This is a genomic window from Lacrimispora sp. 38-1, assembly GCF_049890855.1.
Taxonomy (GTDB): domain Bacteria; phylum Bacillota; class Clostridia; order Lachnospirales; family Lachnospiraceae; genus Lacrimispora.
Map to the genome: position 1 here is coordinate 216,557 of NZ_JBANEW010000073.1, position 26,653 is coordinate 243,209.

Below are 26,653 nucleotides of genomic sequence, written 5' to 3' on the forward strand. Positions count from 1 at the left end.
TCATAGAATTAAAATAATATGATATTGAGGGTTAAGAGTATGAATATATTAATTTCAATATGTGAAAGTTTTTTAATACCAGCTAAGGTAATGCTATATTCACTTTGCAGATTTCATCATGATGTCGATGTCTACTTATTATTTGGTTCTTTGAAAAAAGAAGAAATCAGGGATTTGGAACTTTTTCTGGTCAATAAGTGCAATGCAAGGCTTCATCCGGTCTGCGCCTTAGGATTCTTTACCAATGTACCCCTTTCCAGCCGCTATAATAAGCCGGAATTGTATTACAGACTGTTAGCGCCATATTTACTTCCGGCAGAACTTGACAGAGTGCTGTATCTGGATGCGGATATCATTATTAATGAATCGCTGGAAGAATTTTATAATCAGAGTTTTGAAGGCAGTTATGCAGCTGTCGTTAAGGACCGTTTTGATGATATAGATAAAGTCGTTTTACTTAAAACAAAACTCGGGTTAAAAAAAGAGGATGCATATTTTAATTCGGGAGTCATGCTGTTTAACCTGGGGCTGTTTCGGAAAATGATTAAACTGGAGGATATTATGGCTTTGATTGAAGAGAAGAGAGAAGTTCTGCTCTATTTTGATCAGGACATTTTAAATTGTCTTCTAAAGGAGCATAAGAAGCTTTGCGGTACTGAGTATAATACCCAGACTTATCCATTTGACCAATATAGTTTATCCGATATAAAAACATCAGCAGCAGTGATTCATTTTACAGGAGTTCCCAAACCGTGGGATCCGGATTATGACGGTACTCTGGATTATCTATACTGGAAAAATGCCCTGAATGCGGGATTTGTGGATGATTATCTGGACTACTGGGAGAAAAAATGCGGGCAGATTACATGATCTTTAGTTTCGGTCTGCCCGCTTAAATTCAGTTATTTTTCATATACTTTCCATTCAAGAATACCGGTTGAGCTGGTTCCCTTTGAATCCATTACGATGGAAACAGCCATTGTATTTACCGGTGTAAAGGTGGTTGTATTATATTGATTAATTTTTGTACCAAGACCTTTTGGATTCTGAACTTCCTGCCATGCACTGCCATCCCAGTAATAGATGTGGTAGGAAGCAGGTACATCAATTCCCTGGCCATCTTTAAACCAATAGAGATCACAGCCTGTTATGGTGTGGTTTTCATTAAATGTGTACTGAACCCATTGTGATCCGGTTTTCGGCCAGTTTCCGTAAACAGCGCCGCTTCGGTCGTTTGAGTCTGCAGGATCAATTCCATCATTCAGTGCGCTTATATTTTCCCAGTCGGATACGTAAGAAGCAGTGGCAGCAGCTTGTCCGGCTATATTTTTAAACTCTGGTTCCGGGTCCGGGTCAGGATCTGGATTTTGGCTGGAGGCAGACTGCACAAAGGTCATTTCAGTACCCGGATTGCTGATCTGTGATAATTCCAGACCGGATTCCCACTCATTCCACCACTTGGAATCCGGAGTCGTAGCGCTGGTAAATGAATCTCTGTATCCTGCCCGGAATAAATCGCCTCTGTTTCCTCCGTTCACATTTCGTTCCAGATCAAATTTTCCATCTGCCTGTTCAAGAGATACTAAGTAATGACTGCCGGAAGTCATTTCATTTTTGGAATTATTTCCTTTTTCATCCACGTGCCAGATGGCCAGTCCTGCATCCGGTACGTCAGCATATCTGCCGTTTCTTTGGATGTTTTCTATTAAAAAATATTCATTTGACTGACTGCCCGACCATTTATAAGTATAGGAATTTCCATTACCATCAGCAACTGCAGCAAATTTTGTTCCGGCACCATATTCGTTCATGCTCATGGGCAGATTCCAGCGGGATATAATATTTCTGCAGTATGGATCCGGCGGGACCGGATTCTTATCATTTAAAACTGTGCTCATTAAGCTGTATGCTCCTGTACCCTGTGAATCACCATCGTAATCATAAAGATCCGGATAACCGTAAATCATATGGCCGCTTTCATGGCATATTGTGTAGAGCGACATATCACTGCCTATGTTAGACATCTCATATTTTTGAATTTTGACACCGCTGATATAATCGGACTTGGGATACCAGGACTGATGGGGCCATAAGCCCTTTGCCCATCCGGCATCTGGCGTTCCTGCATAAAGGAGGTTAACGGCTTTTAAGTACCCTCTGGAATCAGTGGTAAGAGAGGACAGGTTAAATCCGGAAGACTTAAGCCATTGAAAAGTCTCCTCAGCAAGTTCATCTGATTTTGCATAGGAACCGGTTTGTTCATAAATGTCGTCGTAATAGGATTTGGGGTGCCTGGCTGTATAAAATCCTATTAATGTATTGGTATAAGTGACTTTTCCACCGGAAACATCATAATAATAATCTTTTATTGATCCATTGTTGTGAAAGCCTGTGTAACCTGTTTCGTTAAAGAAACGGTCTATTTCTGACTGTTCGATATCACTTTTTACATCTGGAAAATCAACTAAAACCGTCAGGCCCTTCACATCGCCGGAAACCTTTATTTTTGAATCCAGGAGACCTCTGCCCGATTCCGGAGCATTTTTTAAGTCAGTTCCATGGAGCCTTTTCCTGACTTCATCAACTTTATCTTCGATTGCTTCCTTTTTAATTTTTACATGCTTTTCCAGGTTATTTCTTCCCTGATCTTCGGATCCCCGGCTGTTATTTCCTTTATAGACGATTCCTGCAGATACATACTCTGTCTCGTCTTCATTTAATTTGGCATAACAGATCCAGCCGTTTTCATCACGGCAGAGGGTGTACCCCTCCGGAGTCTCTATCTGCTGGAAATATTCATCTCCTGTGGCATTAACTAAAACCTTACTGCCATCGGGCTGTACTAACTCAAACTGTTTGTTTACATAGGGAGCTGCTAAAACGCTGGAGCTCATAATTGTAAACATCGCTGCAACGGTAAATCCAGTCGCTAAATATTTAATTTTTCTTCGCATTCTTAATTCCTTTCGTTTTCATCTTTTGCTTTTCATACCCCTGTTACTTTTCATACTTCCTCAGTGAGTGTCAGTTGGTTATTGTAAATTCCGCAATGGAACCACCCCCCTGTAAAATTATTTACTTCACAAAAGCTTTATCGTATATAATTCTGAATTAATAACATATGTCAATAAATATTAAGAATTATTAATGATTCTTAATAATATGTCTATTAGTGAAAAAAGTCATTTAAATACCTGCTAATAATTAGAAAAAAATACAAAAAAAGATCAATATAACAAAAATAAAAATGAAAAAAACAGGCCGATTTACTATAAATCGGTCTGCACTCATATCATCTTCCATATAATTCCAGTTATTTATGCCCTGCTTATTTACACCTGTTTTCAAATCATGTATCATATTAATAAGTGTTGTTTACTGACCCTGGCTTAACAATAGATTGAACGTATGCCAGCATTTCCTGTTTTGACTGGATTGTTTCTGCGTGATCAACCATATGCTGCTGTTCTTTCTCCGGCAGGGAAAAGAAATAATTCATTGCCTGGAATTCTTCCAGTGCCAGTCCAAAACCTACAGGTAAATCAACGCCCTGAGTGTACTTTTTCATTGAGACCTCCTTGTATTTTATTGCATAAATTATTTGTTATTATAATATTTTTTTATCTAAGTATTCAGTAACCGGCAATAATCATAAAACAGATTCCTTTGAGGAACAGGAGGATCAATAATGTTATTTTTCGCTGTACTTTTTATTACGTTCGCTTTAATTTTTTATACGCTGGGAGTTTTCGGTGAAAAACTGCAAAAGACATTAAAACCCTGGCACCTTGCCGCTTTCTGGGCTGGATTTGCCTGCGATACAGGCGGAACTGCGTTAATGAGCCGGCTTGCTGTGGGGCAAAGCACCATAAGCTTTCACACAGTGACTGGATTAGCAGCGATTTTACTCATGCTGATACACGCAGTCTGGGCAACTGTAGTTTTAAAACGGAACAATCAGGAACTTATGGCCGGATTTCACAAATACAGCCTGATTGTGTGGCTGATCTGGCTGATTCCTTATTTTTCCGGCATGTTCACACGTATGGTCAGATAGCAGAAAAGGAGAGTTAAAATGATTCTTAGTGCGAGCCGCCGGACTGATATTCCGGCGTTTTATTCTGACTGGCTTCTAAATCGTTTAAGGGAAGGGTATGTGCTGGTTCCAAATCCAAGAAATCCTTATCGGTTAAGCCGTATACAGCTAAGCCCTGAAATCGTGGACTGCATCGTTTTCTGGACGAAGAATCCAAAAGAAATGATTTTGAAGCTTGACACCATATCCGCAATGGGATATGATTTTTATATACAGTTTACCCTCACCCCTTATGGAAGAGAGGTGGAAGAATATCTGCCGGATAAAAAAGAGCTGATCGCCACATTTCAGGAGCTTGGCACAAGGCTGGGTCCCAGACGTGTCGTCTGGCGCTATGATCCGGTTATTTTAACCAGTCAGATGGACGTGGCATATCATCTGAGATGTTTTGATAAGATGGCTGGCTTGCTGCAGGGCAGCACCAATAAATGTATTTTCAGTTTCCTTGATTTTTATGCCAGGCTGAAAGCTCCTCTACGGGAGTTTGGAGCCCTTCCCATACAGGAAGAGGAGATGCACCGGATCGGAGAAGGGTTCTCTCAGATTGCACAAAAGTACGGCATACAATTATCCGCCTGCTGTGAATCTGCTGATTTAAGCCGGTTTGGAATTACCCAGGCTTCCTGCATTGACGGAGATTTAATTGAAGAGCTCACCGGCTGCAGTCTTCGTAAACGAAGGGATACAGGGCAGCGTCCCGGCTGCAGCTGTATGGAAAGCGTGGATATTGGCAGTTATGACAGCTGCGTTCATGGCTGTAAGTACTGCTATGGAGTTTTTTCACTGGAACGGGCACGCAGAAACAAAGAGAGTCATGACCCCAAAGCACCTGTTTTGTTTGGAACCCCACCTGAAGATGCAATTATAACAGAAAGACCCGTAAAATCTCTAAAGGATGGACAGATGGATTTCTTTCACCTCATTTAGCAGCTGATTAACATACATGTCTGAACCTTTCTTTGTGCTGACAACCGTCTTAATTTTCCTGACATTAAATCATAAGACTACGAACATAAAACATATATTAAAAAAAGGCTGATTGACTGACAGACAAGCAGGAGATCAGCCTGATATCTGAGGGGTGACCTGAATTATTTTTGGAAAGGGGGATTCAGATTCTGATAGACAGAAAACGAATAGCCGGAAAAAAATTCAGAATGCTTTCATTGAGCAGCAAATTTACATTGTTGATACTTGGCGTCTTAATGGTGCCGATTGGAATTTTTCTTCTGCTGTTTTTTCATAATATGGAAGCATCCTTATACAAGGATGGACAAACACAGATGATCTACGAACTGGATAAAAGCTGTCAGAATGCGGAACAGATAGCAGTAAACTGTAAATTATCCGCTGAGATAATTGTAAATAATGAGTCCATCAATGACTTCTTAAATCAGATTGCTTCTGATAAAAAGTTCAGTTTTATGGACATTCTGGATTTTTATGGAAAAGAGATCAGCGGAGTGCAGAAGATTGTTAATAGCAATCCCTATATTTATAAACTCAGAATATTTGTGAATTCCAATTGTGTTAAGGAAATTATTCCTCTTCTCTACAAACAGGAGAGAATCGCAGATTTAAAATGGGGAAAGGATGGGGTGCCTCCAACAGGGACCTGGTGTTTTGATTATGTGGATACACTGGAACAGGAGGATGAACCAGGCAGCGTACCAAGAATTGCCTCTCTGATTACAAGACTGAATGATTACCGTTACGGCCGTTATGGAATTGTGGAGTCTGCGGTGACCATGGAGAATATGTTTCCTGATCTTTATCATTCAACAGAGTCGGACAGGACCTGTTTTGTGGACGAGGCAGGCACCATTTACAGCGGCCCGGAACTTTCCGCTCTTTGGGATAATCAAAAGGAAGAGATCATGGATTTTTTACATAATATTGAAGAATCAGATTCAGTTCAAAACGGTGCTGTCAGCAGAAAAACAACAATCGGAGGGGAAGAGGTTTTAGCCGGATGCGTAAAGATTCAATCCATTCATGGATACTTAATACGGATCGTTTCCACCAGGAATGATAAAATGGTTCTTCGTTCTTCCAAAATACAGTTTTTTATGCTATGGATCGTTATTGTCGTTGTACTGCTTCTGTTTTCCAACAAGCAGGTAACCCACATATTAAGGCAGTTTTATGAGATCTATGACACGGTTTATCAGGTTCAGCAGGGGGATTTAAAGGTAAGAGTCCAGAATATGAGCAAAGATGAGTTTGGAGTACTGGGAATTGAACTGAATACCATGCTGGACCGGATACAGAAGCTGATGGAAGAAACCCTGCACCGTGAACTGCTTGTAAAGGATTCACAGATTAAGGCATTGCAGAATCAGATCAATAACCATTTTATTTACAATGTACTGGAATCGATAAAAATGATGGCGGAAATAGATGAAAAATATGAGATCGCAGATACAGTAGCTTCCTTTGGCGAACTTTTGCGTTACAGCATGCGGTGGAAGTCAGGGTATGTAACTGTGGAAGCGGAAATTGATCAGATCAGGAATTACCTGGCTCTGGTAAACTTGTGGTATGACGATGAGATCCGTCTGAGTATGGAGATTCCACAGGAGATCCTGTTTCAGGAAATACCCAAGATGTCACTTCAGCCAATTGTTGAGAATTCAATTGGACATGGAATGCGGGAATTTGCGGAAGATACCTGTATCTATATGGAAGGAGAGATTGTTGAAGATGACTGTTACATCCGCATCACGGATCACGGGTGCGGGATGGGAGAGGCTGAACTGGAAAAACTGCGTAAACGGATGAATGGTGAAATAGAAGACACATCCGGGCAGGAAAACGGGATTGGATTAAAGAATGTCCATGACAGGCTGCAGATTGGTTTTGGTCCGGGTTATGGAATCACCATAGATTCCAGGGAGCGTCTTTATACCCGGGTTACAGTAAAAATTCCTTATCAGAAAAGAAAGCGGGGGGTTATATGAAAAATGTGCTGGTTGCAGAGGATTGTAAAATTATCAGAAAAGGAATATCTGCCATGATTTCACGGTGCCAGGTTCCGGTTGACCAGATTCTGGAATGTAAAAATGGTCTGGAGGCGTTGGAGATTATGGGAAATATACCCATTGATGTCCTGATTACTGACATTCGGATGCCGGAGATGGATGGAATCACACTGGTAAAAGAGCTTCAAAAAAACCATTACATACCCAGAATTGTAGCAGTCAGCGGTTATGATGATTTTTCCTGTGCCGTTGATTTACTAAGGTGCGGTGCCCGGGAATATCTTTTAAAGCCTGTCAAGCGGGAAGAACTGAATTCAATCATGGTGAAACTGGAGGATGAGATACAACAGGAACAGGCTGATAAACGGACAAAGAAGGCATTATGTTACAGCCAGTTAAGACGGATCCTGTTATCCGAGAATGTTACCGGGGAGGAGATGGAAGAGGCAGGGAGATTAAGCTGGTTTAATGAGGAAGAATTTTCAGTGGTGTGCGGAGGTAAAACACTGACAGACTTACAGAATACCCGGATATTCTCCTTTCCTGATCTGGAGGGATGCCATGTGGTACTGATGAGTGCAAAAGATGCCAAAGATCTTATTTTGAGCAGGGGAGATGACTGCAGCCTGGGAATCAGCGATACCTGTCATGGACTTTGGAATTTAAGACAAGCCTATGAGCAGGCGAAGCAGAGGAGAATCCATGCATTCTGTATGCAGAAAGAAGGAAGCAAAACCGGCAGCAGCTGTCTGATGCCACCCAATGAACTGGAGTGTTTCGTACAGCGGATTGGTACCCTGAGAATCAATAAAAATGAAGCCTTTCTTCTTGAAATTACAGACCGGGTAAAGGCAGGCGATATAGAAGGAGTGCAGTTTCAGGAGCTGATCTGCCAGATTATTACAAGAGTGAAAGAATTTTACGGCAGAATCCTGGCAGTGGAAGAGACAACGCCGGACAGACTCTGCCATATGCTTGAATTTGACAACATTGATGAATACTGCACGGAAATCAGACGCGTGTTTTCCTGTATCAATCAGAGGGCACTCAGTGAAAATGATGATTACAAAAACCGGATTAAGCTGGAACAGGCATTGGCCTATATCAATGAAAATTATCCGAGGAATATCAACATGGCGATGGTATCCAATCACGTCTCCATGAATTACACGGTATTTTCCATTGCTTTTAAGGAATATACAGGAGATAATTTTGTTTCTTATCTGCGAAAGATCCGTATGAATGAAGCTAAGAGACTGCTGTCGGAAACGGATTATAAGATCGGAGAGATCGGGCAGATGACAGGTTACGAAGACCCAAAGCATTTTATGAAAACATTTAAATGGGCCGCTGGCGTCACTCCCAGTGAATACCGTAAAAACTCCAGAGTGAGAGATGGGAAAACTGAAAATATCACACCAAAAACGAAAATAGTAACATTTTAATTAAGCCTTATTACACCTATAATAGAATTGTAGCAGATAAATGCCCCGGGACAAAGACCCGGGAGATCATTGGGTGGAGGTTTATTAATGAGAAAGAGACAGAGCAAGTGGACAGCGCTTCTGACTGCTGGCGCAATGACGATGACCCTTCTTTCCGGCTGCCAGAAAGCAGTGCCGACCGAAGGAACCGGACAGACAAGCAAGGCGGAGGAGACGACACAGACAGCTGCAGAGACAACGACTGCAGAAGAAAAGAAGGATACGGCAGATGCCGGTTCCACACCGAGGAAGGAAACCCTGTACTTTAACGGACAGCAGTGGGGAACGATCAATGACTGGAATCCGTTAAGTTCTAATTCAAACAATGCAATGGCTGTAACCCAGCAGGATAATGCCAGGGAGATTGTTTATGAGACGCTTTTCATGTATAACATGCTGGATGGAAAACTTTACGGACTTTTAGGAAAGGATTATTCCTGGAACGACGGACAGACAGAACTGACTATAACTTTAAACCCGGATGCCAGGTGGAGTGACAAGACTCCTGTTACAGCACAGGATGTGGCATACACCTTTGACTGTCATAAAAAATATGCGACTGCCCAGGGCAGTGATTACGCCAATTACATTGATTCCGTTGAAGCAAAAGATGATCATACTGTAATTTTTAAAGCGAAGTTAGATGAAAAAGGTCTTCCTGTGAACCCGTTAAAGGTTGTGGAATATGTTCCGAAGATCTATGTTCTTCAGAAAGCCTACCTTCAGAAGGTGGAGCAGCGCAATGGCGGCGATGCAGACAAAATCAAACAGGACCGTATGGACGATTTTGTTTCTTCCGGACCATATAAATCCTATTACAATGACGACCAGAAAGTTGTTTTTGTAAGAGATGATAATTACTGGGGAAAGGCTTTGTGGGGAAAGCTGCCTGCACCCAAATATATTACCCATGTAATCTATGAGAATAATTCCGCAGGGGATACTGCGTTTAAGTCTGGAGAGGTTGATGTTTCCCAGCAGTTTATAACCAATGTGCAGAAACTATGGGAAGAAGACGGTCTGCCCATCTCCACCTATATTGATGAGGCACCATACGGTGTCTGTGCCACCATGCCGACCGCTTTCTTTAATGTAGAGAAACCCGGCCTTGACCGGAAAGAAGTGAGAAAGGCCATTGCCATGGCAGTTGATTATGACCAGATCATCGCTTCCGCCATGTCCAATCAGTCCCCCAGCTTTAAAGATGTACCGCGCTCCATCATGAACCCCACTTCCGGGGAGCAGGCGCTGGTAAATCAGGATGCATTAAAGGATTATCAGTTTACAGGCAATGATGTGGAAGGAGCGAAGGCACTTTTAGACAAAGCCGGAATTGTGGATAAAGACGGAGACGGAATCCGCGAAATTGATGGAAAGAATCTTGCATTTAAAGCCGAATGCCCAGATGGCTGGACTGACTGGAATGCAGCTTTAGAGATCGTTGCAGCGGCAGGCAGCAAAATCGGAATCGGAATAGAGACTTATTTCCCGGATGCCAATACCTTCTATGATGATATGACAACCAGGAAGTTCGATATCTGCATGTGGAATCCGCCTGCAGCTTCCGTTGCAAACCCGTGGGGCAGAGCCATGGCTTTCATGTCCACCGATTATGCCGGCCTTAAGGTTAACTGGACCGGTAACTACGGCGGATATATTAACGAAGATGCCAACAATCTTTTAAAGAAGATTCCTTTAGAGACCAATAAGGACACACTGAAAGAATATTATACAGAACTGAGCAGAATTTACTTAGATGAGGTTCCTTCCTTCTCCCTGATGTACAGACCGATGCTGTTTCACGCAGTGAATGAAAGCGTATGGACCGGGTTCCCGCAGCTTGATGACGGAGATAATATACCGCCCACGGACTGTACCGATGGCTATGGAATTGCAGCGCTTTATAATCTGGTGAATGTAAACTGACAGGATATACAAAAGGGGTGAGACTTTGATGGGATATAAAAAATATTATACCAATAAAATCATCTGGTATCTGATAACTCTGGTAATCGCTGTTGTGCTGAATTTTGTTCTGCCCAGACTGATGCCAGGTGATCCGGTCTCAGCCATTGCGGCCAGAGCGGTAGACGGAATGACCGATTCTACCGCCATCCAGGCCGTATATGAGGACTATGCGGAGAAGTTCGGTGTGAACCTGCCGATGAGCACTCAGTTTCTTATTTTCATAAAGAATGCTTTAAGAGGGGATTTTGGGGTTTCTTTCAGCCAGTATCCCAGAACAGTGGGTAATATTATCGCCTCATCCGTATGGTGGACCGTCTGTCTCCAGCTTCCTGCAATTTTGCTTGGCTGGATTCTTGGAAATGTCCTTGGAGCGGTTTCTGCCTATAAAAAAGGTATCTTTGATAAAGGAATTCTTCCTGCATTTTTATTTATGAGTAACGTACCTGCTTTTGGCATGGCAACTGTTCTTCTTTATGTATTTTCCCTGAAGCTGGGTATTGCGCCTTCCAGCGGCGGCTATGGATTCGATTTGATTCCTGCAGCCAGCATCACTTTTTTCCGCTCTGTGCTGGCTCATTACCAGCTTCCCTTCTGGTCTGTTGTCCTCATAACCATAGGAGGTCAGGCGATTGGTATGCGTTCCATGTCAATCTATGAATTAAATGCAGATTATGTGAAATACAGCCGATTTATGGGAATCAAAGACCGGAAAATCGTCGGATATGTATTCCGTAATGCCATGCTTCCCCAGATCACAGGACTTGCCATGTCCATCGGCACCATGATCGGAGGGGCGCTGGTTGCAGAAATCATCTTCAGCTATCCGGGGCTTGGAACCACACTGCTGGCCGCTGTCAAAGGGAGAGATTACCCGTTGATATCCGCATGTACACTGATTATTACAATTATGGTTTTATTGGCTAATTTGTTTGTGGAGCTGATTTACGGAGTCATTGATCCCAGGATCAAGGCAGCACAGCAGGATTAGGAGGGCGATGATGAAAAACCAGATCAGACAGATTTTCCATTCCCCTAAATTTACGGTGGGATTTGTAATATTTGCGGCATTGCTCCTGTTGACGCTTTTTTATCCTTTGATTGTGACCGATGATCCTTTGGAGATGGTTGGACAGGGGAATTTCTTTAAGCCAGGGACTTATATTTCTGTTACAGAAGCGGTAAACACAGATCCATACACGTTAAATATGAATGCGTCATCCGGCAGGATGGAAAAAAATTTAAGTATGGAAGAACGTATGGCAATGGCGGACTGGCTGGAGCAGTTTGCAGGTCTGTCTCCGAAGGAGATGGATGTGACGGATGCAGACGGGCTTGTCTCACTGTGGAGGGATCATTATGATTCCGCCAGTGAGCAGAAAGGGCTTATTGCTGCCAGGAAAAAGTATTTCAGCCGCCTTGATAAAAAGATTACCGGACTGCTTGAGGACAGAGATGTTCTTCTGGCTGAAAAGAACGGGGAGACAGGAGAGTTGTCGGTTAAAAAGACCATCCCCTCCACCTCCTATGTGAATGTCTCAGATGTGGGAAGCAGACGGGTATTTATTCTGGGGACAGATAATTTCGGACGTGATGTTTTAACAGAACTGGTGGCAGCGATAAAAACTTCTTTAAAGATTGGATTTATTGCAGGACTCATTGCAACCACCATCGGGCTTTCCCTTGGTCTTATCGCTGGTTATTTAGGCGGATTTATAGATGATCTCATCCTGTTTATCACCAATTTATTTACTGTAATACCCAGCTTTATCCTTCTCATTCTCATTTCCTACAGTATCGGCAAGAATGCCAGAGGTGTGATGATGGTGGCGGTTATTATAGGGCTGACCTCCTGGACCTGGACTACCAGATCGGTCCGTTCCCAGGTAATTTCTCTTCGCAACAGGGATCATGTAAATCTGTCTAAGCTATCGGGGCACAGTCTGTTTCGGATTATTCTGACGGACATTCTTCCATATATCGCATCTTATGTTGTAATGGCTCTGATTTTACAGATCTCATCAGGGATTCTTGCGGAGGCCCAGCTGTCTATGATCGGGCTGGGGCCTGCCACAACGACTGTATCGACTCTTGGGCTTATGATGAACTGGGCGATGTCCTACAGCGCACATTTAAATGGGGACTGGTGGGCTTATTTTCCTGTCATTATCTCCATTGCACTGATTTCGTTTTCCTTAAATCTGATGAATACAGGCCTGGATCCGATATTTAATCCGCAGTTAAGAGAGTGAGGGGGATGAAAAAGTGGGAAAAACAATGCTGGAAGTGGATCATCTGAAAACAAAATATATAACAAGATTTGGAGAAAATGTCTTTGCAGTTGACGGAGTATCGATTAAAATAGAAGAAGGGAAATCTCTTGGAATCGCAGGGGAATCAGGCTGCGGAAAATCCACACTGGCACTGAGTCTGATGGGGTATTACTTTGCGCCCCTTCATTATCAGAGCGGAACCATAAAAGTGGATGGGGTGAATATAACGGGAATGAAGCCGGATGAGATACGCAGGAAAGTGCTTGGCAATGAAATCGCCTATATCCCTCAGGCGGCCATGAATGCCCTGAATCCAACTCAGAAGATTATCTCCTTTATCGAGGATGTCATACGGGCCCATGATCCCGTTGTAACGAAAAAAGATATCTATGACCTGGCAAGGGAGCGGTTTGAAATTCTGGGGCTTCCGGAAAGCGTCTTAAAAAAACACGCAGTGGAGCTCTCCGGAGGCATGCGGCAGAGGACAGTCATAGCCATATCCACCATTTTATCACCAAAAGTGCTGATTGCTGATGAACCTTCCTCAGCGCTTGATGTGACTTCTCAGAAGATGGTAATCAAGATGCTTAAAAATTTAATGGAGAAAGGATTCATTAAATCCATGATATTCATTACCCATGAGCTTCCCCTCCTTTACAATGTGACGGATGATATCATGGTGATGTATGCAGGGCAGATCGTGGAACATGGAACCGCCAGGGAGATGGTCTTTGATCCTCTTCATCCATACTCCAAAGGTCTGATGGGTTCGATTCTGGTACCGGAGAAGGGGGCAAGAGAGGCAAAGCTCGCCGCAATTCCGGGTACTCCGCCCAATTTAAAAAATCCGCCCAAAGGCTGCCGGTTTGCAGACCGCTGCAGTTATGCAAAGCCTGCCTGCATGCTTCACCAAATTGCAGAAAGCCATTTAGAGAACGGCCGTATGTTCCGCTGTTATCTGGAAGAAGAGGAATTGAGGGAGGTTTACCGGGATGAATAAAGGAAAGAAGTCAGAACAGAATGTCTCCTGTTTAAGCGGAACCGGTGTGACTAAGATTTTTGGTATGGGGAAGGAAAAAACAGTGGCTGTAGACCACGTGGATTTCCAGTTTCGCCAGGGGGAGATCGTATCCATTGTGGGAGAGAGCGGTTCCGGAAAAACAACCTTATCAAAGATGCTGCTTGGACTAATCAGTGTCACGGAAGGAGAGGTTTGCTTTCAGGGAAAGCCCCGGGATATAAAGGGCTATAGAAAGAAAAAAGAGTACTGGAAGGGGATCCAGGCCATCTTTCAGGATCCGTTTTCTTCATTTAATGTATTCTATAAAATTGATCAGGTGCTTTTGGACTGCATTAAAATGAGGGGCGGAGCCAGACTTCCCTATGAAAAAAAGGTGGAGATGATGACGGAGGCCTGCAGCTTTGTAAATCTGAAATTTGAGGAGCTGACCAACAAATATCCATTTGAGCTTTCCGGCGGTCAGATGCAGAGGCTGATGATTGCCAGAATCTTCCTTTTAAAGCCGGCGATTCTGCTGGCAGATGAGCCGACTTCCATGATTGATGCCTGTTCCAGGGCGACGATACTGGATATGCTGTTAAAACTGAGAGATGAGACCAATATGACCATTATTTTTATCACTCATGATATCGGGCTTGCCTTTTATATCTCTGATTCTATCTATATCATGGAGCATGGAAAATTCGTGGAATCAGGAACTGCGGAATCTGTGATTTTAAATCCCCAGGCAGCTTATACAAAAAGGCTCATCAATGATGTACCTAAAATTCATGAGGAGTGGGACTTATCGACGGTCTGATTCCGGACTGGAAGGAGAATGGATGAGAAAAAGGATAATAGACAAAACATTTGTAATGCGCATTGCATCCGAAGAAGCATGGTATCCGGCAGCAGTGCCGGGCAGCGTTTATGGAGATCTTCTGGCAAATGGGGTGATGGAAGATCCTTACTGGCGGGCCAATGAGTTAAAGGCGCTGGAACTGATGAAGGAAGATTTCGAATATATGGGCGTCTTTGATGCGGATGAGGCGATCCTGGAGCAGGAAAAAATCTATCTTCACTTTAACGGGCTTGACACTCTGGCTGATGTATATTTAAATGGTACCGGACTTGGCAGTGTAAATAACATGCACCGGGAATGGGAGTTTGAAGTAACCGATGTGATTAAACGGACAGGGAATGAGCTTCGGATCATGTTTCATTCTCCCACCAGATACATAGAGGAAGAATATCAAAAGGAAAAAATTGGTGGATCCGAAGATGCCATGCGGGGGTTTTCGAAGCTGAGAAAGGCACATTGCATGTTTGGCTGGGACTGGGGTCCCAGACTTCCTGATGCCGGTATCTGGAGAGAGATTATTTTGACCGGCGTAACCGGTGCCCGTTTTAACAGCGTTTCTGTTATGCAGCGCCATGAACAGGAAGGTGTTTATCTGGATTTTAAGGTTGTGGTGGACCGAATCAGTGATAACAGCCTGATTGACTGGAGGGAGCATGCCAGGGAGTTTGTGAAAGATGGCTATACTCTGTACGTATCGGTTACAGACCTGACAGATGAGAGCCGGACAGTACGTACCTTTGATGGAATGATAGAAGAGATTCTCATTGAAAACCCCAGACTCTGGTGGCCCAATGGATATGGGGAGCAAAACCTCTATTCCGTAATGGTTCAGCTTTTGAAAGATAATGAGGAGGTTGATTCCTGGGAAAAGAAGATAGGTCTTCGTACGCTTACGGTACGGAGAACAAGGGATAAGTTCGGTGAATCCTTTGCACATGAAGTCAATGGAATCAGCTTTTTTGCAATGGGGGCCGATTATATTCCTGAGGACTGTATTTTAGGCAGATGCAGCGAAAAAAGAACAAGAGAGTTGTTAAACCAGTGCAGAGAAGCTAATTTTAATGTAATCCGGGTCTGGGGAGGCGGTCATTATCCCTTTGATGCATTTTGGGATATCTGCGATGAGCTTGGGCTGGTGGTGTGGCAGGATTTCATGTTTGCCTGTGCGCATTATGATTTGACGGAAGAATTTGAGGAGAATGTCCGCAGGGAGTTAATTGATAATATCAGAAGAATCCGCAGTCACCCCAGTCTCGGTCTCTGGTGCGGCAATAATGAGATGGAGATGTTTACGGATACTGAGATCTGGGGGTGTACTCCCAGGCAGAAAGCCGATTATATTAAGCTATATGAATATATAATACCAAAGATCTTAAAGGAAGAGGATCCACAGACTTTTTACTGGCCGGCCAGTCCCTCTTCCGGAGGCAGCTTTGATAATCCCAATGATGAAAACCGTGGAGATGTCCATTATTGGGATGTGTGGCATGGGAATAAACCAATCACGGAGTATCGTAAATTCTATTTCCGGTATGTTTCAGAGTTTGGTTTTCAGTCATTTCCTTCTTTAAAGACAGTGGAGACATTTACGGAAAAAGAAGACAGAAATATTTTTTCCTATGTTATGGAAAAGCATCAGCGCAATTCCTCGGCAAATGGAAAAATCATGAATTACATGGAGCAGACCTTTCTTTATCCGGGGGATTTCGACACGCTTCTTTATGCTTCCCAGCTTCTGCAGGCAGAGGCAATCCGTTATGGGGTGGAGCACTTTAGAAGAAACCGTGGACGCTGTATGGGAGCGATTGTATGGCAGCTTAATGACTGCTGGCCGGTTGCATCATGGTCTTCCATCGATTACTGTGGAAGGTGGAAAGCGCTTCATTACTATGAAAAGCGATTTTTTGCACCTCTCATGATTTCCTGTGAGGAAGAGGGGATTCTAACCCAGGATACCAACCCCAATGCCCAGCCTTATGAGGTGATGAAGTCCATACGCCTTTGCGCGGCCAACGAGACCAGGAAGGATGAAAGGGTGACAGCCATATGGGAGCTGAGAAAGAATACCGGGGAAATAGTAAAAAGCGGCCAGGAGGAATGCATGATGCCAAAGCTTTCTTCCCTGTGGTTTGAAAAGGTTTCACTGCAGGAAGCAGACCTCTATGAGGATTATGTGAGTTTTAAGCTGGAACAGGAGAGGGAAATCCTGTCCCAGGGAACTGTTTTATTCTGTCCCCCAAAACACTACTGTTTTATTGATCCGCAGCTGACTGTTCGTTCAGACGGAGATTTCCTGATTGTAACAGCAAAGGCTTATGCCCGTTCTGTAGAGATCCGGAACAAGCAGGATGATCTGCTGCTTAGCGATAATTTCTTTGATATGAATCCCGGTGAAAGAAGAGTCAGGATTATAAAGGGAGTTCCGGAGGAGCTTACTGTGAGAAGCGTTTATAACATCCGATAACAATTAATCAGAATAGAAGGGGTAGATAAAAATGGAGATTGAAAAGATAATTGGGGAGCTGACATTGGAGGAGAAGGCAGGATTGTGTTCGGGAGCAGATTTCTGGCATACAAAGACAGTGGAACGCCTGAATATTCCTGCCTCTATGGTGAGTGACGGCCCTCACGGATTAAGAAAGCAGGACGAGAAAAGTGATCACCTTGGAGTTAATGACAGTATAAAAGCAGTCTGCTTTCCTACCGCATGTGCAACTGCCTCCTCCTTTGACCGGGAACTGCTCATAAGTCTTGGTAAGGCTTTGGGTGAAGAGTGTCAGGCGGAGAATATCAGTGTCATTCTGGGACCGGCTGTAAACATCAAGCGTTCGCCTTTGTGCGGCAGAAATTTTGAATATTTTTCAGAGGATCCATACCTTGCTGGCGAAATGGCAGGAAGCCATATAAAAGGAGTCCAGAGTAAACAGGTGGGAACCAGTTTAAAACATTTTCTTGCCAATAACCAGGAGCACAGGCGTATGACCTCTGATTCTGTCATAGATGAAAGAACACTGCGGGAGATATACCTGGCTGCCTTTGAAGGAGCTGTGAAATCTGCAAAGCCCTGGACGGTGATGTGTTCTTATAATAAAATAAACGGAACTTACGCATCGGAAAATAAACGCTATCTGACGGATATCTTGAGAGATGAATGGGGCTTTGACGGCTATGTTATGAGTGACTGGGGAGCTGTCAATGACCGCGTGGCAGGAGTCGAGGCAGGACTTGATTTAGAGATGCCCTCATCAGGCGGAATCAATGATACACTTTTGATAGAGGCAGTGAGAGCTGGACGGCTGAAAGAAGAAGTTCTTGACCAGGCAGTCACCAGAATTCTGACTATTACAGACCGCTTTTTAAAGAACCGGAAGCCAGAAACAATGTGGGATAAGGAAGTCCATCACGAACTTGCGAGAAAGATGGAGGGAGAGTGCGCAGTTCTCTTGAAAAATGAAGGAATCCTTCCAATTTCTGATTCCGATGAGGTGGCATTTATCGGCTATTTTGCTGCTCATCCAAGATATCAGGGAGGAGGCAGCTCTCACATTAACTCTACAAGAGTGGAGTCTGCTGTGGGGGCAGCCAAAGATAAGGGGGTAATTTATGCCCAGGGATATGAGATTGATGCAGATCAGGTCAACAAAGCCATGTTGGAGGAAGCTGTAGAAGCAGCAAAGAAAGTGAAAACAGCCGTAATTTTTGCCGGACTTCCCGATTCCTTTGAATCGGAAGGCTATGACAGAACCCATATGAGTATACCGGAATGCCAGAATGCCCTAATCGAGGCAGTGGCAGCAGTTCAGCCCAATACAGTGGTGGTGCTTCACAATGGTTCTCCAGTGGAGATGCCCTGGATTGACAAGGTAAAAGGAGTATTGGAAGCGTATTTAGGCGGTCAGGCGGTTGGCGGTGCAGTTGTTGACATTTTGTACGGTCATGTAAATCCAAGCGGAAAACTGGCTGAATCGTTTCCTCGTAAGCTGGAGGATAATCCGTCCTATCTTTATTACGGGGGAGAGAAAGATCGATCAGAATACCGGGAAGGAGTATTTGTAGGATACCGGTATTACGATAAAAAGAATATGGAAGTGCTGTTCCCGTTTGGCCATGGATTAAGTTATACGACTTTTGAATACAGCAATATGAAGGCAGATAAATCATCTGTGAAAGATGATGCTACTGTGACCATTTCACTTGATGTAACCAACACCGGTAAAGTAAAGGGCAAAGAGGTGGTGCAGATTTACGTGGAAGCGCTGGAAAGTCAGGTGATCCGCCCTGTGAGAGAGCTGCGTGAATTTGCAAAGATTGAATTGGAGCAGGGAGAAACAAAGACAGTTGCCTTTACTCTTGGTAAACGTGCTTTTTCCTACTATCATGTTGGATTGAAAGACTGGTTTGCAGAACCGGGGACATATCTGATACATGCAGGCTCCTCTTCCAGAGATCTTCGCCAAAAAATAAGCGTGAAGGTAGAATCTAAGGTGAAGGAACCGGTAGTTTACCATTTAAACAGCACTATAGGGGATATTTTGTCAGATCGGGATGCTGCAGAGATAATCAAACCTCTGATTGAACGCTATAAAAATGGAAGTGCAATAGGAAATTCTGACGGAGATGCCGCAAAATCTGCAATTACACAGCAGATGGACGATGCCATGTTCCGATATATGCCTCTCCGCCAGATCTTAAGCTTTGCTCCTGATGTCAGTTCTATAAAAGAACTGCAGGAATTGGTGGACCGGATTAATGATAAGTAATAGAGACATGAGCGTTGATTGTTCTGAGTGAACAATCAGCGCTTGCTTTTTTTCTTTGTAAGAATACGTTCTCACCTCCACGTTGAAACCTATATATTTAAATAGTGGGTTTTGAAGAAGGGTATACTTAATTTTTGTTTCCTTCATAAAAGCCATATTTATGAAATTTATACCAATTAAGAATCTCATGCTCGGATGCGATATTTAAGGCCATAAGAACCTCTCGTGCAAATTCTAAAGATGCAGCTCCGTTCGCAGTAATGATTCTTTCATCCCTTACTGCCGGCTCCACGATATAATTTTTTTCTCCTGTATAAGCATTTTTAGCCCACTGCTTTAAATTCTCGCAGTCATTGCTGGTATGTCTGACGTTATTTAATAGACCAATTGTGCCCAGGAATGCGGAAGCATCGCAAATAGCAGCTAAAATTCTGCCATCATGATAACACCTTTCTGCCAGCGGCCGGATCTGCTGAGCCAAATCATCCCTCCAGGAGGTTCCGCCGATGAGAATGAGAGCCTCATAATCTCTTGGCATATCATGTATATCATAATCGGGGATAACCCGGAATCCGCCAATTGATTCCACTGCCTTCTTTTCTAAAGATACTGTCTTGACAGCGTATTGATCCGTTCTAAATGTTCTGATTGCTGAAGATAAGTAAGCAGCTTCCCAATCCGCAAATTTTTCTAAAATTACAAATAATATATTCTTTTTCATAATATTCTCCTGTTCTTTTATTGCTCCCAGACTTAACGAGGTAAACGAATCTTATTACATCTGGTGCTCAATGGGCATCGCTGTTTGTTCTTTATAATTGATCACATAACCGTTCCCAGTCTCCATAGATAAAAAACTGGCATGATCAGGGGTGATTTTAATCAGCCTCATAGCCGGATCATTTTTATAACGGTCAAAATGATGGGGCAGCCCGTATTCAATATAACCTGTAATCTGTTTGGCAGAATTACTGCAGGGGTGTGAAAGCAATGTCCCGTTGCCTCTGATCTGAATGGCATCAATACTCAGGGCGACAGAGCTGTTTTTGCTTATCTGCTCATATTTGTTGGAATCAGCTTCTGTTACAAAGTAAAAGCATCCTTCATAAGTGAAAACATTAACGGTTCGGGCAGAGACACCTTCGTTATTTCTCGTTGCCAGAACCATAATTTTATCCTGTCCGATTTCTTTCTCTAAACCTTCCAGTGCTTTTTTCATTATTTTTTCCATGTTAGATCACTCCTTTTTTTCTAAAGTATAACATTCAATTGTTGACATCTGTATGTCAATGATTTAAGCTGATCTAAAAAACGGAAGTGATCGGATGAAAATAGACAGGCTTATTGCAATCATTATGATTCTCTTAGAGCGGGAGAAAGTAACTGCAAAATCTTTGGCAGAGATGTTTGAGGTATCCATGCGGACAATATACAGGGATTTAGATGTGATTAATCAGGCGGGAATTCCGGTCTTCGCCACCTCAGGACCGGGCGGCGGCATTGAAATCATGAAGGAATTTAAAGTAGAAAAACGGATATTCTCTGCAAACGATATTACAGCTCTTCTAATGGGATTAACCAGTATTAAAAATAATCTGCCGGGTGAAAGGACAATAGCGGCTCTTGCAAAAGTAAAAGGGATGATTCCAAAAGAGCAGCATAAGGAATGGGAATATCGGGCAAATCAAATGAAAATAGATGCTTTACCCTGGCTCAATGCAGGAAATCTATTTCATTCAGTAGAAATAATACAGGAAGCGTTAGACCAGCAAAGAATCCTCACATTCGACTATAAAAATGTCAGAAATGAAAAAAGCAGCAGAGAAGTAGAGCCCTATCGTCTTTTATGGAAGGGAGAAGCGTGGTATTTACAGGGATACTGTCTGTCACGCAGGGACTTTCGCACCTTTAAGCTGCTGAGAATGAGCAATCTTACAATATCGGTTCAGAGATTCGAAATCCGCGAGTTTCCGATAGAACGGTTGGATCATATTCAGTTTAATGAAAACTCTGCAGTCAGGGTAAAGCTTAAAATTCAGGAAGGAGTAAGAGATTTAATCATAGCTCGTTTTGGTGAAGACTGTCTGACACCGGAAGGTCCGGATCATTATATAGCCGAAGTACATATGCCTGTGGATGATCTGGCCTGTGGCTATCTGCTCAGCATGGGAACCAGATGCATATGCCTGGAGCCGGGGGAAATGCGGGAAAAGATGAGACAGCTTTCTTCAGAAATCTGTGGGTTTTATCAATCTTTGTAAGCTTCTATGCATAAGTTTTTCTGCATATAGATAGGATGTACTTTTTTGAAACTGCAAAAGGCACGTAGAACGAAAGGAGTGCATCCATGATTGTATCGTGGCTGACAACCAATGAGTGTAATTTAAAATGCAGGCATTGTTACCAGGATGCCGGAAGCAGAAAGGCGGAAGAACTGACAACTTTAGAAGCGGAAAAGATGATCGGAGAAATCGCAGAGGCAGGATTTAAAATCATGATTTTCAGTGGAGGAGAGCCACTGATGCGTCCGGATATTTATCATTTGGTATCCCATGCGGCAAAAGCCGGATTAAGGCCAGTCTTTGGAACCAATGGGACACTTTTGACAGAGGAAACAGCCAGAAAGTTAAAAGCCTGCGGTGCAGCAGCCATGGGAATCAGTGTGGACAGTTTAAATGAAGAAAAGCATAATGATTTCAGAGGCTGCCTGGACGCATTCCGGTTAACCATGGAGGGCATTGAAAACTGTAAGAAAGCAGGACTGCCGTTCCAGATCCATACCACAGTTCTGGACTGGAATCAGGCTGAAGTAAACGATATTATTGATTTCAGCGTAAATGCCGGGGCTATGGCAAATTACATATTTTTTCTAATCCCTGTGGGGAGAGGAAAATTTCTGGAAGACACATCATTACAGGTCATGGAATATGAGGATCTATTAAAAACCATTATGGAGAAGCAGAAAAAGGTCCCTATTGATATAAAACCCACCTGTGCTCCCCAGTTTGTCCGTGTGGCAAAGGAGCTGGGGATCAAGAGCCGTTTTAAAAAAGGCTGCCTTGCCGGTCTGTCTTACTGTGTAATAACTCCGGAGGGATTGGTCAGACCTTGTGCATATATGACAGAAATTGCGGGAAATGTCCGGGAGGAACCATTTAATAGAATCTGGTTCGGAAGCAGTGTGTTTGAAAAGCTGAGGAGCAGAGAGTATAAAGGTACCTGTAGTGAGTGTGTTTACAAGGAAGAGTGCGGTGGCTGCCGGGCAAGAGCAGGATATTACCACGACGGTGATTATATGGCGGAGGACAGTTACTGTGCTTTTGGAAAGAAGTGGAAGGAGGGGCTTCCTGCAAAATGAACTTCCATTTGTTGAAAATAGCGGTATTAATTATGACGGTCACTTTCTTCTTATCCGGGTGCAGAGGCCAGACTGCGGCTGTTGCTGAGAATAAGACAGAGAGCCAGACCGGGTATTATCAATTTACCGATGCTCTGGGACAGGAGATCCGGGTAAAGAATCCGCAGCGTGTTGTTGCACTCATGGGAAGCTTTGCGGATACCTGGCAAAAAGCAGGGGGAGAGCTTTGCGGAGTTACAGAAGATGCATTTGATGAAAGAGGTCTTGTACTTCCTGAGAACGTAGTCTCTGTTGGAATGTACAACAGCCCTAATCTGGAGACAATCATTGGTCTCAATCCCGATCTTGTCATTCTGTCGTCTGAGACAAAAGAGCACACAGCTCTAAAGGAAGCGTTAAAACAGGCAGGAATTACAGCAGCCTATTTTCATGTAACTTACTTCGAGGACTATCTTTCCATGCTGCGGATCTGTACGGATATGACTGGCAGAGAGGATTTATATAAGAAAAATGGACTGGATATAAAGCAGCAGATTGAAGCTGTTATAAAAAAGAACAGATCAGAAAGTTCTCCAAGAGTTCTTTTTCTTATCACTTATTCCGGCGGTGTTGTGGCAAAGAATTCTGAGTGTATGACAGGAAGAATGCTGAGGGACTTAGGCTGTACCAATCTGGCAGATGAAAACAAGAGCCTGTTAAAAGAATTTACCATGGAAGCCATAATAAAAGAAGATCCGGATTATATCTTTGTTGTTCCCATGGGCAATGACGAGGCCCAGGCAAATAAAAACTTAAAAGAAAGCATAGAGATGAATCCGGCATGGAATGGTTTGAAAGCGGTTCAGAGTCAGCATTATATCCTTCTTCCCAAAGAGAAATTTTTATATAAGCCCAATGAGAAATGGGGGGAGAGCTATGTTTACCTTTCTGAAATTCTTAGCGGCATCAGATAAAAAGGGCTGGCTGCTTCTGATGATTTCGTTTGTATTTCTTACTGTTTCTGTTTTACTGGGACTATTTTCCGGTGCCAGTTTTATTCCTCCGTCTGTGCTGCTTGAGGTTTTGTTCTCTGGCAGTACACAGGACCCGGTTTACCGTATTTTTATGACTGTTCGCCTTCCCAGGGTTCTGGGAGCGCTGCTTGCAGGAAGCGGTCTTGCCGTTTCCGGATCAATTCTTCAGACTGTGTTTCATAATCCGCTGGCGAGTCCCAATATTGTCGGCGTCAATGCAGGGGCGGGGCTGTTTGTACTGATCTGTTCCATTCTTTTCCCAGGTGCCCGCGACCTTGTCCCCTTTGCTGCATTTTTAGGCGCGTTGTTAGCCGCGGTTCTGATTCTGCTGATTGCAATGACCAGCCGGATGTCTCAGTTATTGCTGGTGCTGACAGGTTTTGTAATCAACAGCCTGTTTACAGCGGGAATGAATGCGGTACTGATTTTATTTCCGGATGCTTATGTAGGAGCCGGAAACTTTCTGGCAGGAACTCTTTCCGGGGTAACCACTTCTATGCTGATTTATCCTTCTTTTGGCATACTGGGAGGAATTTTGCTTTCCTTCTGCTGCGCAAAAGGACTAAATCATCTGGGACTTGGTGCAGAGCGTGCCGGTGCTTTAGGAATGAACGTGCCTGTTATAAGATTTCTGGTTATTGCCATCGCAGCAGCTTTGGCCGGTGCAGCAGTCAGCTTTGCTGGTCTTATTGGTTTTGTCGGTCTTATAATTCCTCATGGAGTGAAACTTTTAATTGGTACGGATAACCGTTTCGTATTGCCCGGCAGTGCGCTTCTTGGAGGAATGTTTGTTATATTGTGTGATCTTCTTGCACGAACTTTATTTGTTCCATATGAACTTCCGGTAGGAATCATTCTGTCATTCATGGGCTGTCCGTTTTTTCTCTATCTGATCCTGAAAAACAGAAACAGGAGGGATATGGAATGCTGAAAATGGAGGGGGTTTCCTATTCCTATCATAAAAACAGACCAATTATCGCAAATCTGGATTTAGATATACAGGTGGGGAAGATAACCACTATTGCCGGACCAAACGGATGCGGAAAGAGCACGGTCTTAAAGCTGGCATCCCGTCTGCTGAGGCCTCAGACTGGCAAAATCCTTATTAGTGAAAAAAATCTCTCTCATTTGAGTAAGAGAGCGGTGGCGAGAGAAGTATCCATGCTCTTTCAGAACAGCCAGATTCCGGATATGAGCGCTTTACATGCAGTGACGGCTGCAAGATATCCCTACCGGTCTTTTTTTACCGGATACACAAAAGCGGAGGAAGAGATGAGCGAATATGCCATGGAGCTGACTGGATGCAAAGAGTTACGGTGTAAACACATGGATGAGCTTTCGGGCGGCGAGCGGCAGAGAGTATTTCTTGCAATGATTTACAATCAGGATACTCCTCTGATTCTACTTGATGAACCGACTACCTATCTGGATATTCATGTAACCTACGAAATGATGGAACTGATTCGGAACCTGAATAAAAAGCAGAAAAAAACTGTGGTGATGGTACTTCATGATTTAAATCTGGCTCTTCAATATTCGGACTCCCTTGTTCTTATGAATCATGGCAGCATTTTTAACATCCATACGACAGGTGATAACCGTATTCTGGAAAGCATCAGAACCCTTTTCGGTGTGGAAGTCCGCAGTTTTACAGACAACCGGAATTCGTATTACTGCTTTGCCCAATCTACAGATACTGATACAATTATTTAGTTGATAAAAGCAAATATAATACTTGACAAAAGCAACTAATATGGTAAGATATAATTATCATTTTACAGCAGGAGGCAAAGCCATGCAGAGTTACTTGAAGAAATATGTAGGAATTATCCGTAGTTTTAACCGATATTACACAAATGTTCTCGGATTGCTTAACCAGCATTTTCTTGACAGTCCGTATTCTCTTTCCGAAGTGCGGATCCTGCACGAAATAGAAAAAACGGAACAATGTACCGCCAGTATGCTGGCAGACACTCTTTCCATGGATGTGGGGTACTTAAGCCGGATATTAAAAAAGTTTCAAAAATCCGGATTGATTGAGAAAAAACAGTCTGTAGAAGATAAACGCTCTCAATACCTTACTGTCACGCCATTAGGGAAGGAAAAACAGGACCAGTTTAATGACCGTTCCGACCATCAGATTGAAAAGCTGGTGGAGGCTCTCCCTGAGGAGGAGATTAAGATGCTGGCCAGGAACATGACTTCCATTGAAACCATATTGACCAAAGGGAAAAATATCAGACGGGGTGATATTATCATACGTGACGATGTAAGACCTGGAGATGCAGGCTATCTCACCTATTTACATGGCTGGATTTATAAAAAAGAATATGATTATTCAGTGGCATTTGAGGGATATGTGGCAGAATCCTTTTATCAGTTCCTGATTGAGTATAATCCGGAGAAAGACAGACTCTGGTGCGCAGAGCATGAGGGAGAGATCGTGGGCTGTATCGGTATTGTCGGTCATGGAGAGAGGGCACAGCTGCGGTGGTTTCTGCTGCATCCCAACTACCGGGGAATTGGACTTGGAAAAGATCTTTTTGAACAGGCCATGTCTTTTGCCAGGGAGAAAGGCTTTAAAAAGGTATACTTAGAGACCACCAATGATTTAACAAGGGCAATTGGGATTTATACGAAGGCGGGGTTTGTAAAGACAGCCCAAAAAGAGAACCGCGCATGGAGAGACGATTTAATTGGGCTGGAATATGAAATGGATATTTAATAAAGCAGAGCTACAGAAAACAGGATGTTTTCTGCAGCTCTTTTTTCTGATTAAACAGATAGAAAAAAGCAGGATAAGTCAGTATTCAACTGAAACAGATATTGAAATATATAGTTCTTTTAAAGTATAAATTAGT

General features: G+C 43.3%; 22 protein-coding genes. 18 read left to right on the forward strand and 4 right to left on the reverse strand.

The window, feature by feature from the left end:
* Window positions 1-39 precede the first annotated feature (39 nt).
* Window positions 40-870, forward strand: coding sequence for a glycosyltransferase family 8 protein (locus V7D18_RS21710; RefSeq protein ID WP_426157438.1), 831 nt, complete (start codon window positions 40-42; stop codon window positions 868-870).
* Window positions 871-902: 32 nt separating this feature from the next.
* Here V7D18_RS21710 and V7D18_RS21715 read toward each other — a convergent pair whose 3' ends face one another.
* Window positions 903-2,954, reverse strand: a complete 2,052-nt coding sequence (locus V7D18_RS21715; protein ID WP_426157440.1) for a M6 family metalloprotease domain-containing protein — start codon at window positions 2,952-2,954, stop codon at window positions 903-905.
* 407 nt (window positions 2,955-3,361) lie between these two features.
* Window positions 3,362-3,568, reverse strand: coding sequence for a hypothetical protein (locus V7D18_RS21720; protein WP_426157442.1), 207 nt, complete (start codon window positions 3,566-3,568; stop codon window positions 3,362-3,364).
* Window positions 3,569-3,688: 120 nt separating this feature from the next.
* Here V7D18_RS21720 and V7D18_RS21725 point away from each other — a divergent pair, with 120 nt between their 5' ends.
* The 11 genes from V7D18_RS21725 to V7D18_RS21775 all read left to right on the forward strand — a co-directional run bounded on the left by V7D18_RS21725 (window position 3,689) and on the right by V7D18_RS21775 (window position 19,421).
* Window positions 3,689-4,057 carry an HsmA family protein gene (locus tag V7D18_RS21725; RefSeq protein WP_426157444.1) on the forward strand — a complete coding sequence of 123 codons (369 nt, stop codon included), beginning with the start codon at window positions 3,689-3,691 and terminating at the stop codon, window positions 4,055-4,057.
* An 18-nt stretch (window positions 4,058-4,075) separates the two neighbouring features.
* Window positions 4,076-5,023: a DUF1848 domain-containing protein gene (locus tag V7D18_RS21730; RefSeq protein WP_426157446.1), complete on the forward strand. Its 948-nt coding sequence runs from the start codon at window positions 4,076-4,078 to the stop codon at window positions 5,021-5,023.
* Between the two features lie 170 nt (window positions 5,024-5,193).
* On the forward strand, window positions 5,194-7,056 hold the full coding sequence (locus V7D18_RS21735; RefSeq protein WP_426157447.1) for a sensor histidine kinase: 1,863 nt from the start codon (window positions 5,194-5,196) through the stop codon (window positions 7,054-7,056).
* Complete coding sequence (locus V7D18_RS21740) at window positions 7,053-8,522, forward strand: response regulator (RefSeq protein ID WP_426157449.1); 1,470 nt, start codon at window positions 7,053-7,055, stop codon at window positions 8,520-8,522. Before V7D18_RS21735 ends, V7D18_RS21740 begins: the two co-directional genes overlap by 4 nt.
* Window positions 8,523-8,609: 87 nt before the next feature.
* Window positions 8,610-10,487 carry an ABC transporter substrate-binding protein gene (locus tag V7D18_RS21745; protein ID WP_426157451.1) on the forward strand — a complete coding sequence of 626 codons (1,878 nt, stop codon included), beginning with the start codon at window positions 8,610-8,612 and terminating at the stop codon, window positions 10,485-10,487.
* 28 nt (window positions 10,488-10,515) lie between these two features.
* Window positions 10,516-11,517, forward strand: a complete 1,002-nt coding sequence (locus V7D18_RS21750) for an ABC transporter permease (RefSeq protein WP_426157453.1) — start codon at window positions 10,516-10,518, stop codon at window positions 11,515-11,517.
* A gap of 7 nt (window positions 11,518-11,524) precedes the next feature.
* Window positions 11,525-12,778, forward strand: coding sequence for an ABC transporter permease (locus V7D18_RS21755; RefSeq protein ID WP_426157455.1), 1,254 nt, complete (start codon window positions 11,525-11,527; stop codon window positions 12,776-12,778).
* 13 nt (window positions 12,779-12,791) lie between these two features.
* Window positions 12,792-13,799 carry an ABC transporter ATP-binding protein gene (locus V7D18_RS21760; protein ID WP_426157457.1) on the forward strand — a complete coding sequence of 336 codons (1,008 nt, stop codon included), beginning with the start codon at window positions 12,792-12,794 and terminating at the stop codon, window positions 13,797-13,799.
* Window positions 13,792-14,619 (forward strand): ABC transporter ATP-binding protein, encoded by an 828-nt coding sequence (locus V7D18_RS21765; RefSeq protein WP_426157459.1) that lies wholly within the window; start codon window positions 13,792-13,794, stop codon window positions 14,617-14,619. The genes V7D18_RS21760 and V7D18_RS21765 overlap by 8 nt, the downstream gene beginning before the upstream one ends.
* A gap of 22 nt (window positions 14,620-14,641) precedes the next feature.
* Window positions 14,642-17,125 (forward strand): beta-mannosidase, encoded by a 2,484-nt coding sequence (locus V7D18_RS21770; protein ID WP_426157460.1) that lies wholly within the window; start codon window positions 14,642-14,644, stop codon window positions 17,123-17,125.
* Window positions 17,126-17,156: 31 nt separating this feature from the next.
* Window positions 17,157-19,421 (forward strand): glycoside hydrolase family 3 C-terminal domain-containing protein, encoded by a 2,265-nt coding sequence (locus V7D18_RS21775; RefSeq protein WP_426157462.1) that lies wholly within the window; start codon window positions 17,157-17,159, stop codon window positions 19,419-19,421.
* Window positions 19,422-19,548: 127 nt separating this feature from the next.
* Here the strand turns inward: V7D18_RS21775 and V7D18_RS21780 are convergent, their stop codons facing one another.
* Together V7D18_RS21780 and V7D18_RS21785 are read right to left on the reverse strand one after the other, a co-directional pair.
* On the reverse strand, window positions 19,549-20,142 hold the full coding sequence (locus V7D18_RS21780) for a DJ-1/PfpI family protein (RefSeq protein ID WP_426157464.1): 594 nt from the start codon (window positions 20,140-20,142) through the stop codon (window positions 19,549-19,551).
* 54 nt (window positions 20,143-20,196) lie between these two features.
* Complete coding sequence (locus tag V7D18_RS21785) at window positions 20,197-20,652, reverse strand: pyridoxamine 5'-phosphate oxidase family protein (protein ID WP_426157466.1); 456 nt, start codon at window positions 20,650-20,652, stop codon at window positions 20,197-20,199.
* A gap of 94 nt (window positions 20,653-20,746) precedes the next feature.
* Between V7D18_RS21785 and V7D18_RS21790 the strand changes: the two genes are divergently transcribed.
* The 6 genes from V7D18_RS21790 to V7D18_RS21815 all read left to right on the forward strand — a co-directional run bounded on the left by V7D18_RS21790 (window position 20,747) and on the right by V7D18_RS21815 (window position 26,517).
* Window positions 20,747-21,682 (forward strand): helix-turn-helix transcriptional regulator, encoded by a 936-nt coding sequence (locus V7D18_RS21790; RefSeq protein ID WP_426157467.1) that lies wholly within the window; start codon window positions 20,747-20,749, stop codon window positions 21,680-21,682.
* An 86-nt stretch (window positions 21,683-21,768) separates the two neighbouring features.
* Window positions 21,769-22,779, forward strand: coding sequence for a putative heme d1 biosynthesis radical SAM protein NirJ2 (gene nirJ2, locus V7D18_RS21795; protein WP_426157469.1), 1,011 nt, complete (start codon window positions 21,769-21,771; stop codon window positions 22,777-22,779).
* Window positions 22,776-23,732 carry an ABC transporter substrate-binding protein gene (locus V7D18_RS21800; protein ID WP_426157470.1) on the forward strand — a complete coding sequence of 319 codons (957 nt, stop codon included), beginning with the start codon at window positions 22,776-22,778 and terminating at the stop codon, window positions 23,730-23,732. Before nirJ2 ends, V7D18_RS21800 begins: the two co-directional genes overlap by 4 nt.
* Entirely contained in the window at window positions 23,695-24,723 is a 1,029-nt protein-coding gene (locus V7D18_RS21805) for a FecCD family ABC transporter permease (RefSeq protein ID WP_426157471.1), read from the forward strand. Before V7D18_RS21800 ends, V7D18_RS21805 begins: the two co-directional genes overlap by 38 nt.
* Complete coding sequence (locus V7D18_RS21810) at window positions 24,717-25,505, forward strand: ABC transporter ATP-binding protein (protein WP_426157472.1); 789 nt, start codon at window positions 24,717-24,719, stop codon at window positions 25,503-25,505. Before V7D18_RS21805 ends, V7D18_RS21810 begins: the two co-directional genes overlap by 7 nt.
* Window positions 25,506-25,587: 82 nt before the next feature.
* Window positions 25,588-26,517: a bifunctional helix-turn-helix transcriptional regulator/GNAT family N-acetyltransferase gene (locus V7D18_RS21815; RefSeq protein ID WP_426157474.1), complete on the forward strand. Its 930-nt coding sequence runs from the start codon at window positions 25,588-25,590 to the stop codon at window positions 26,515-26,517.
* Window positions 26,518-26,653: the final 136 nt, after the last annotated feature.

Excerpts from the sequence above, each read along its gene's own strand:
- V7D18_RS21710 (WP_426157438.1), top strand. The coding sequence starts at position 40 with ATGAATATATTAATTTCAATATGTGAAAGTTTTTTAATACCAGCTAAG.
- V7D18_RS21715 (WP_426157440.1), bottom strand. The coding sequence starts at position 2,954 with ATGCGAAGAAAAATTAAATATTTAGCGACTGGATTTACCGTTGCAGCG.
- V7D18_RS21720 (WP_426157442.1), bottom strand. The coding sequence starts at position 3,568 with ATGAAAAAGTACACTCAGGGCGTTGATTTACCTGTAGGTTTTGGACTG.
- V7D18_RS21725 (WP_426157444.1), top strand. The coding sequence starts at position 3,689 with ATGTTATTTTTCGCTGTACTTTTTATTACGTTCGCTTTAATTTTTTAT.
- V7D18_RS21730 (WP_426157446.1), top strand. The coding sequence starts at position 4,076 with ATGATTCTTAGTGCGAGCCGCCGGACTGATATTCCGGCGTTTTATTCT.
- V7D18_RS21740 (WP_426157449.1), top strand. The coding sequence starts at position 7,053 with ATGAAAAATGTGCTGGTTGCAGAGGATTGTAAAATTATCAGAAAAGGA.
- V7D18_RS21745 (WP_426157451.1), top strand. The coding sequence starts at position 8,610 with ATGAGAAAGAGACAGAGCAAGTGGACAGCGCTTCTGACTGCTGGCGCA.
- V7D18_RS21750 (WP_426157453.1), top strand. The coding sequence starts at position 10,516 with ATGGGATATAAAAAATATTATACCAATAAAATCATCTGGTATCTGATA.
- V7D18_RS21755 (WP_426157455.1), top strand. The coding sequence starts at position 11,525 with ATGATGAAAAACCAGATCAGACAGATTTTCCATTCCCCTAAATTTACG.
- V7D18_RS21765 (WP_426157459.1), top strand. The coding sequence starts at position 13,792 with ATGAATAAAGGAAAGAAGTCAGAACAGAATGTCTCCTGTTTAAGCGGA.
- V7D18_RS21770 (WP_426157460.1), top strand. The coding sequence starts at position 14,642 with ATGAGAAAAAGGATAATAGACAAAACATTTGTAATGCGCATTGCATCC.
- V7D18_RS21775 (WP_426157462.1), top strand. The coding sequence starts at position 17,157 with ATGGAGATTGAAAAGATAATTGGGGAGCTGACATTGGAGGAGAAGGCA.
- V7D18_RS21780 (WP_426157464.1), bottom strand. The coding sequence starts at position 20,142 with ATGAAAAAGAATATATTATTTGTAATTTTAGAAAAATTTGCGGATTGG.
- V7D18_RS21785 (WP_426157466.1), bottom strand. The coding sequence starts at position 20,652 with ATGGAAAAAATAATGAAAAAAGCACTGGAAGGTTTAGAGAAAGAAATC.
- V7D18_RS21790 (WP_426157467.1), top strand. The coding sequence starts at position 20,747 with ATGAAAATAGACAGGCTTATTGCAATCATTATGATTCTCTTAGAGCGG.
- nirJ2 (WP_426157469.1), top strand. The coding sequence starts at position 21,769 with ATGATTGTATCGTGGCTGACAACCAATGAGTGTAATTTAAAATGCAGG.
- V7D18_RS21800 (WP_426157470.1), top strand. The coding sequence starts at position 22,776 with ATGAACTTCCATTTGTTGAAAATAGCGGTATTAATTATGACGGTCACT.
- V7D18_RS21805 (WP_426157471.1), top strand. The coding sequence starts at position 23,695 with ATGTTTACCTTTCTGAAATTCTTAGCGGCATCAGATAAAAAGGGCTGG.
- V7D18_RS21810 (WP_426157472.1), top strand. The coding sequence starts at position 24,717 with ATGCTGAAAATGGAGGGGGTTTCCTATTCCTATCATAAAAACAGACCA.
- V7D18_RS21815 (WP_426157474.1), top strand. The coding sequence starts at position 25,588 with ATGCAGAGTTACTTGAAGAAATATGTAGGAATTATCCGTAGTTTTAAC.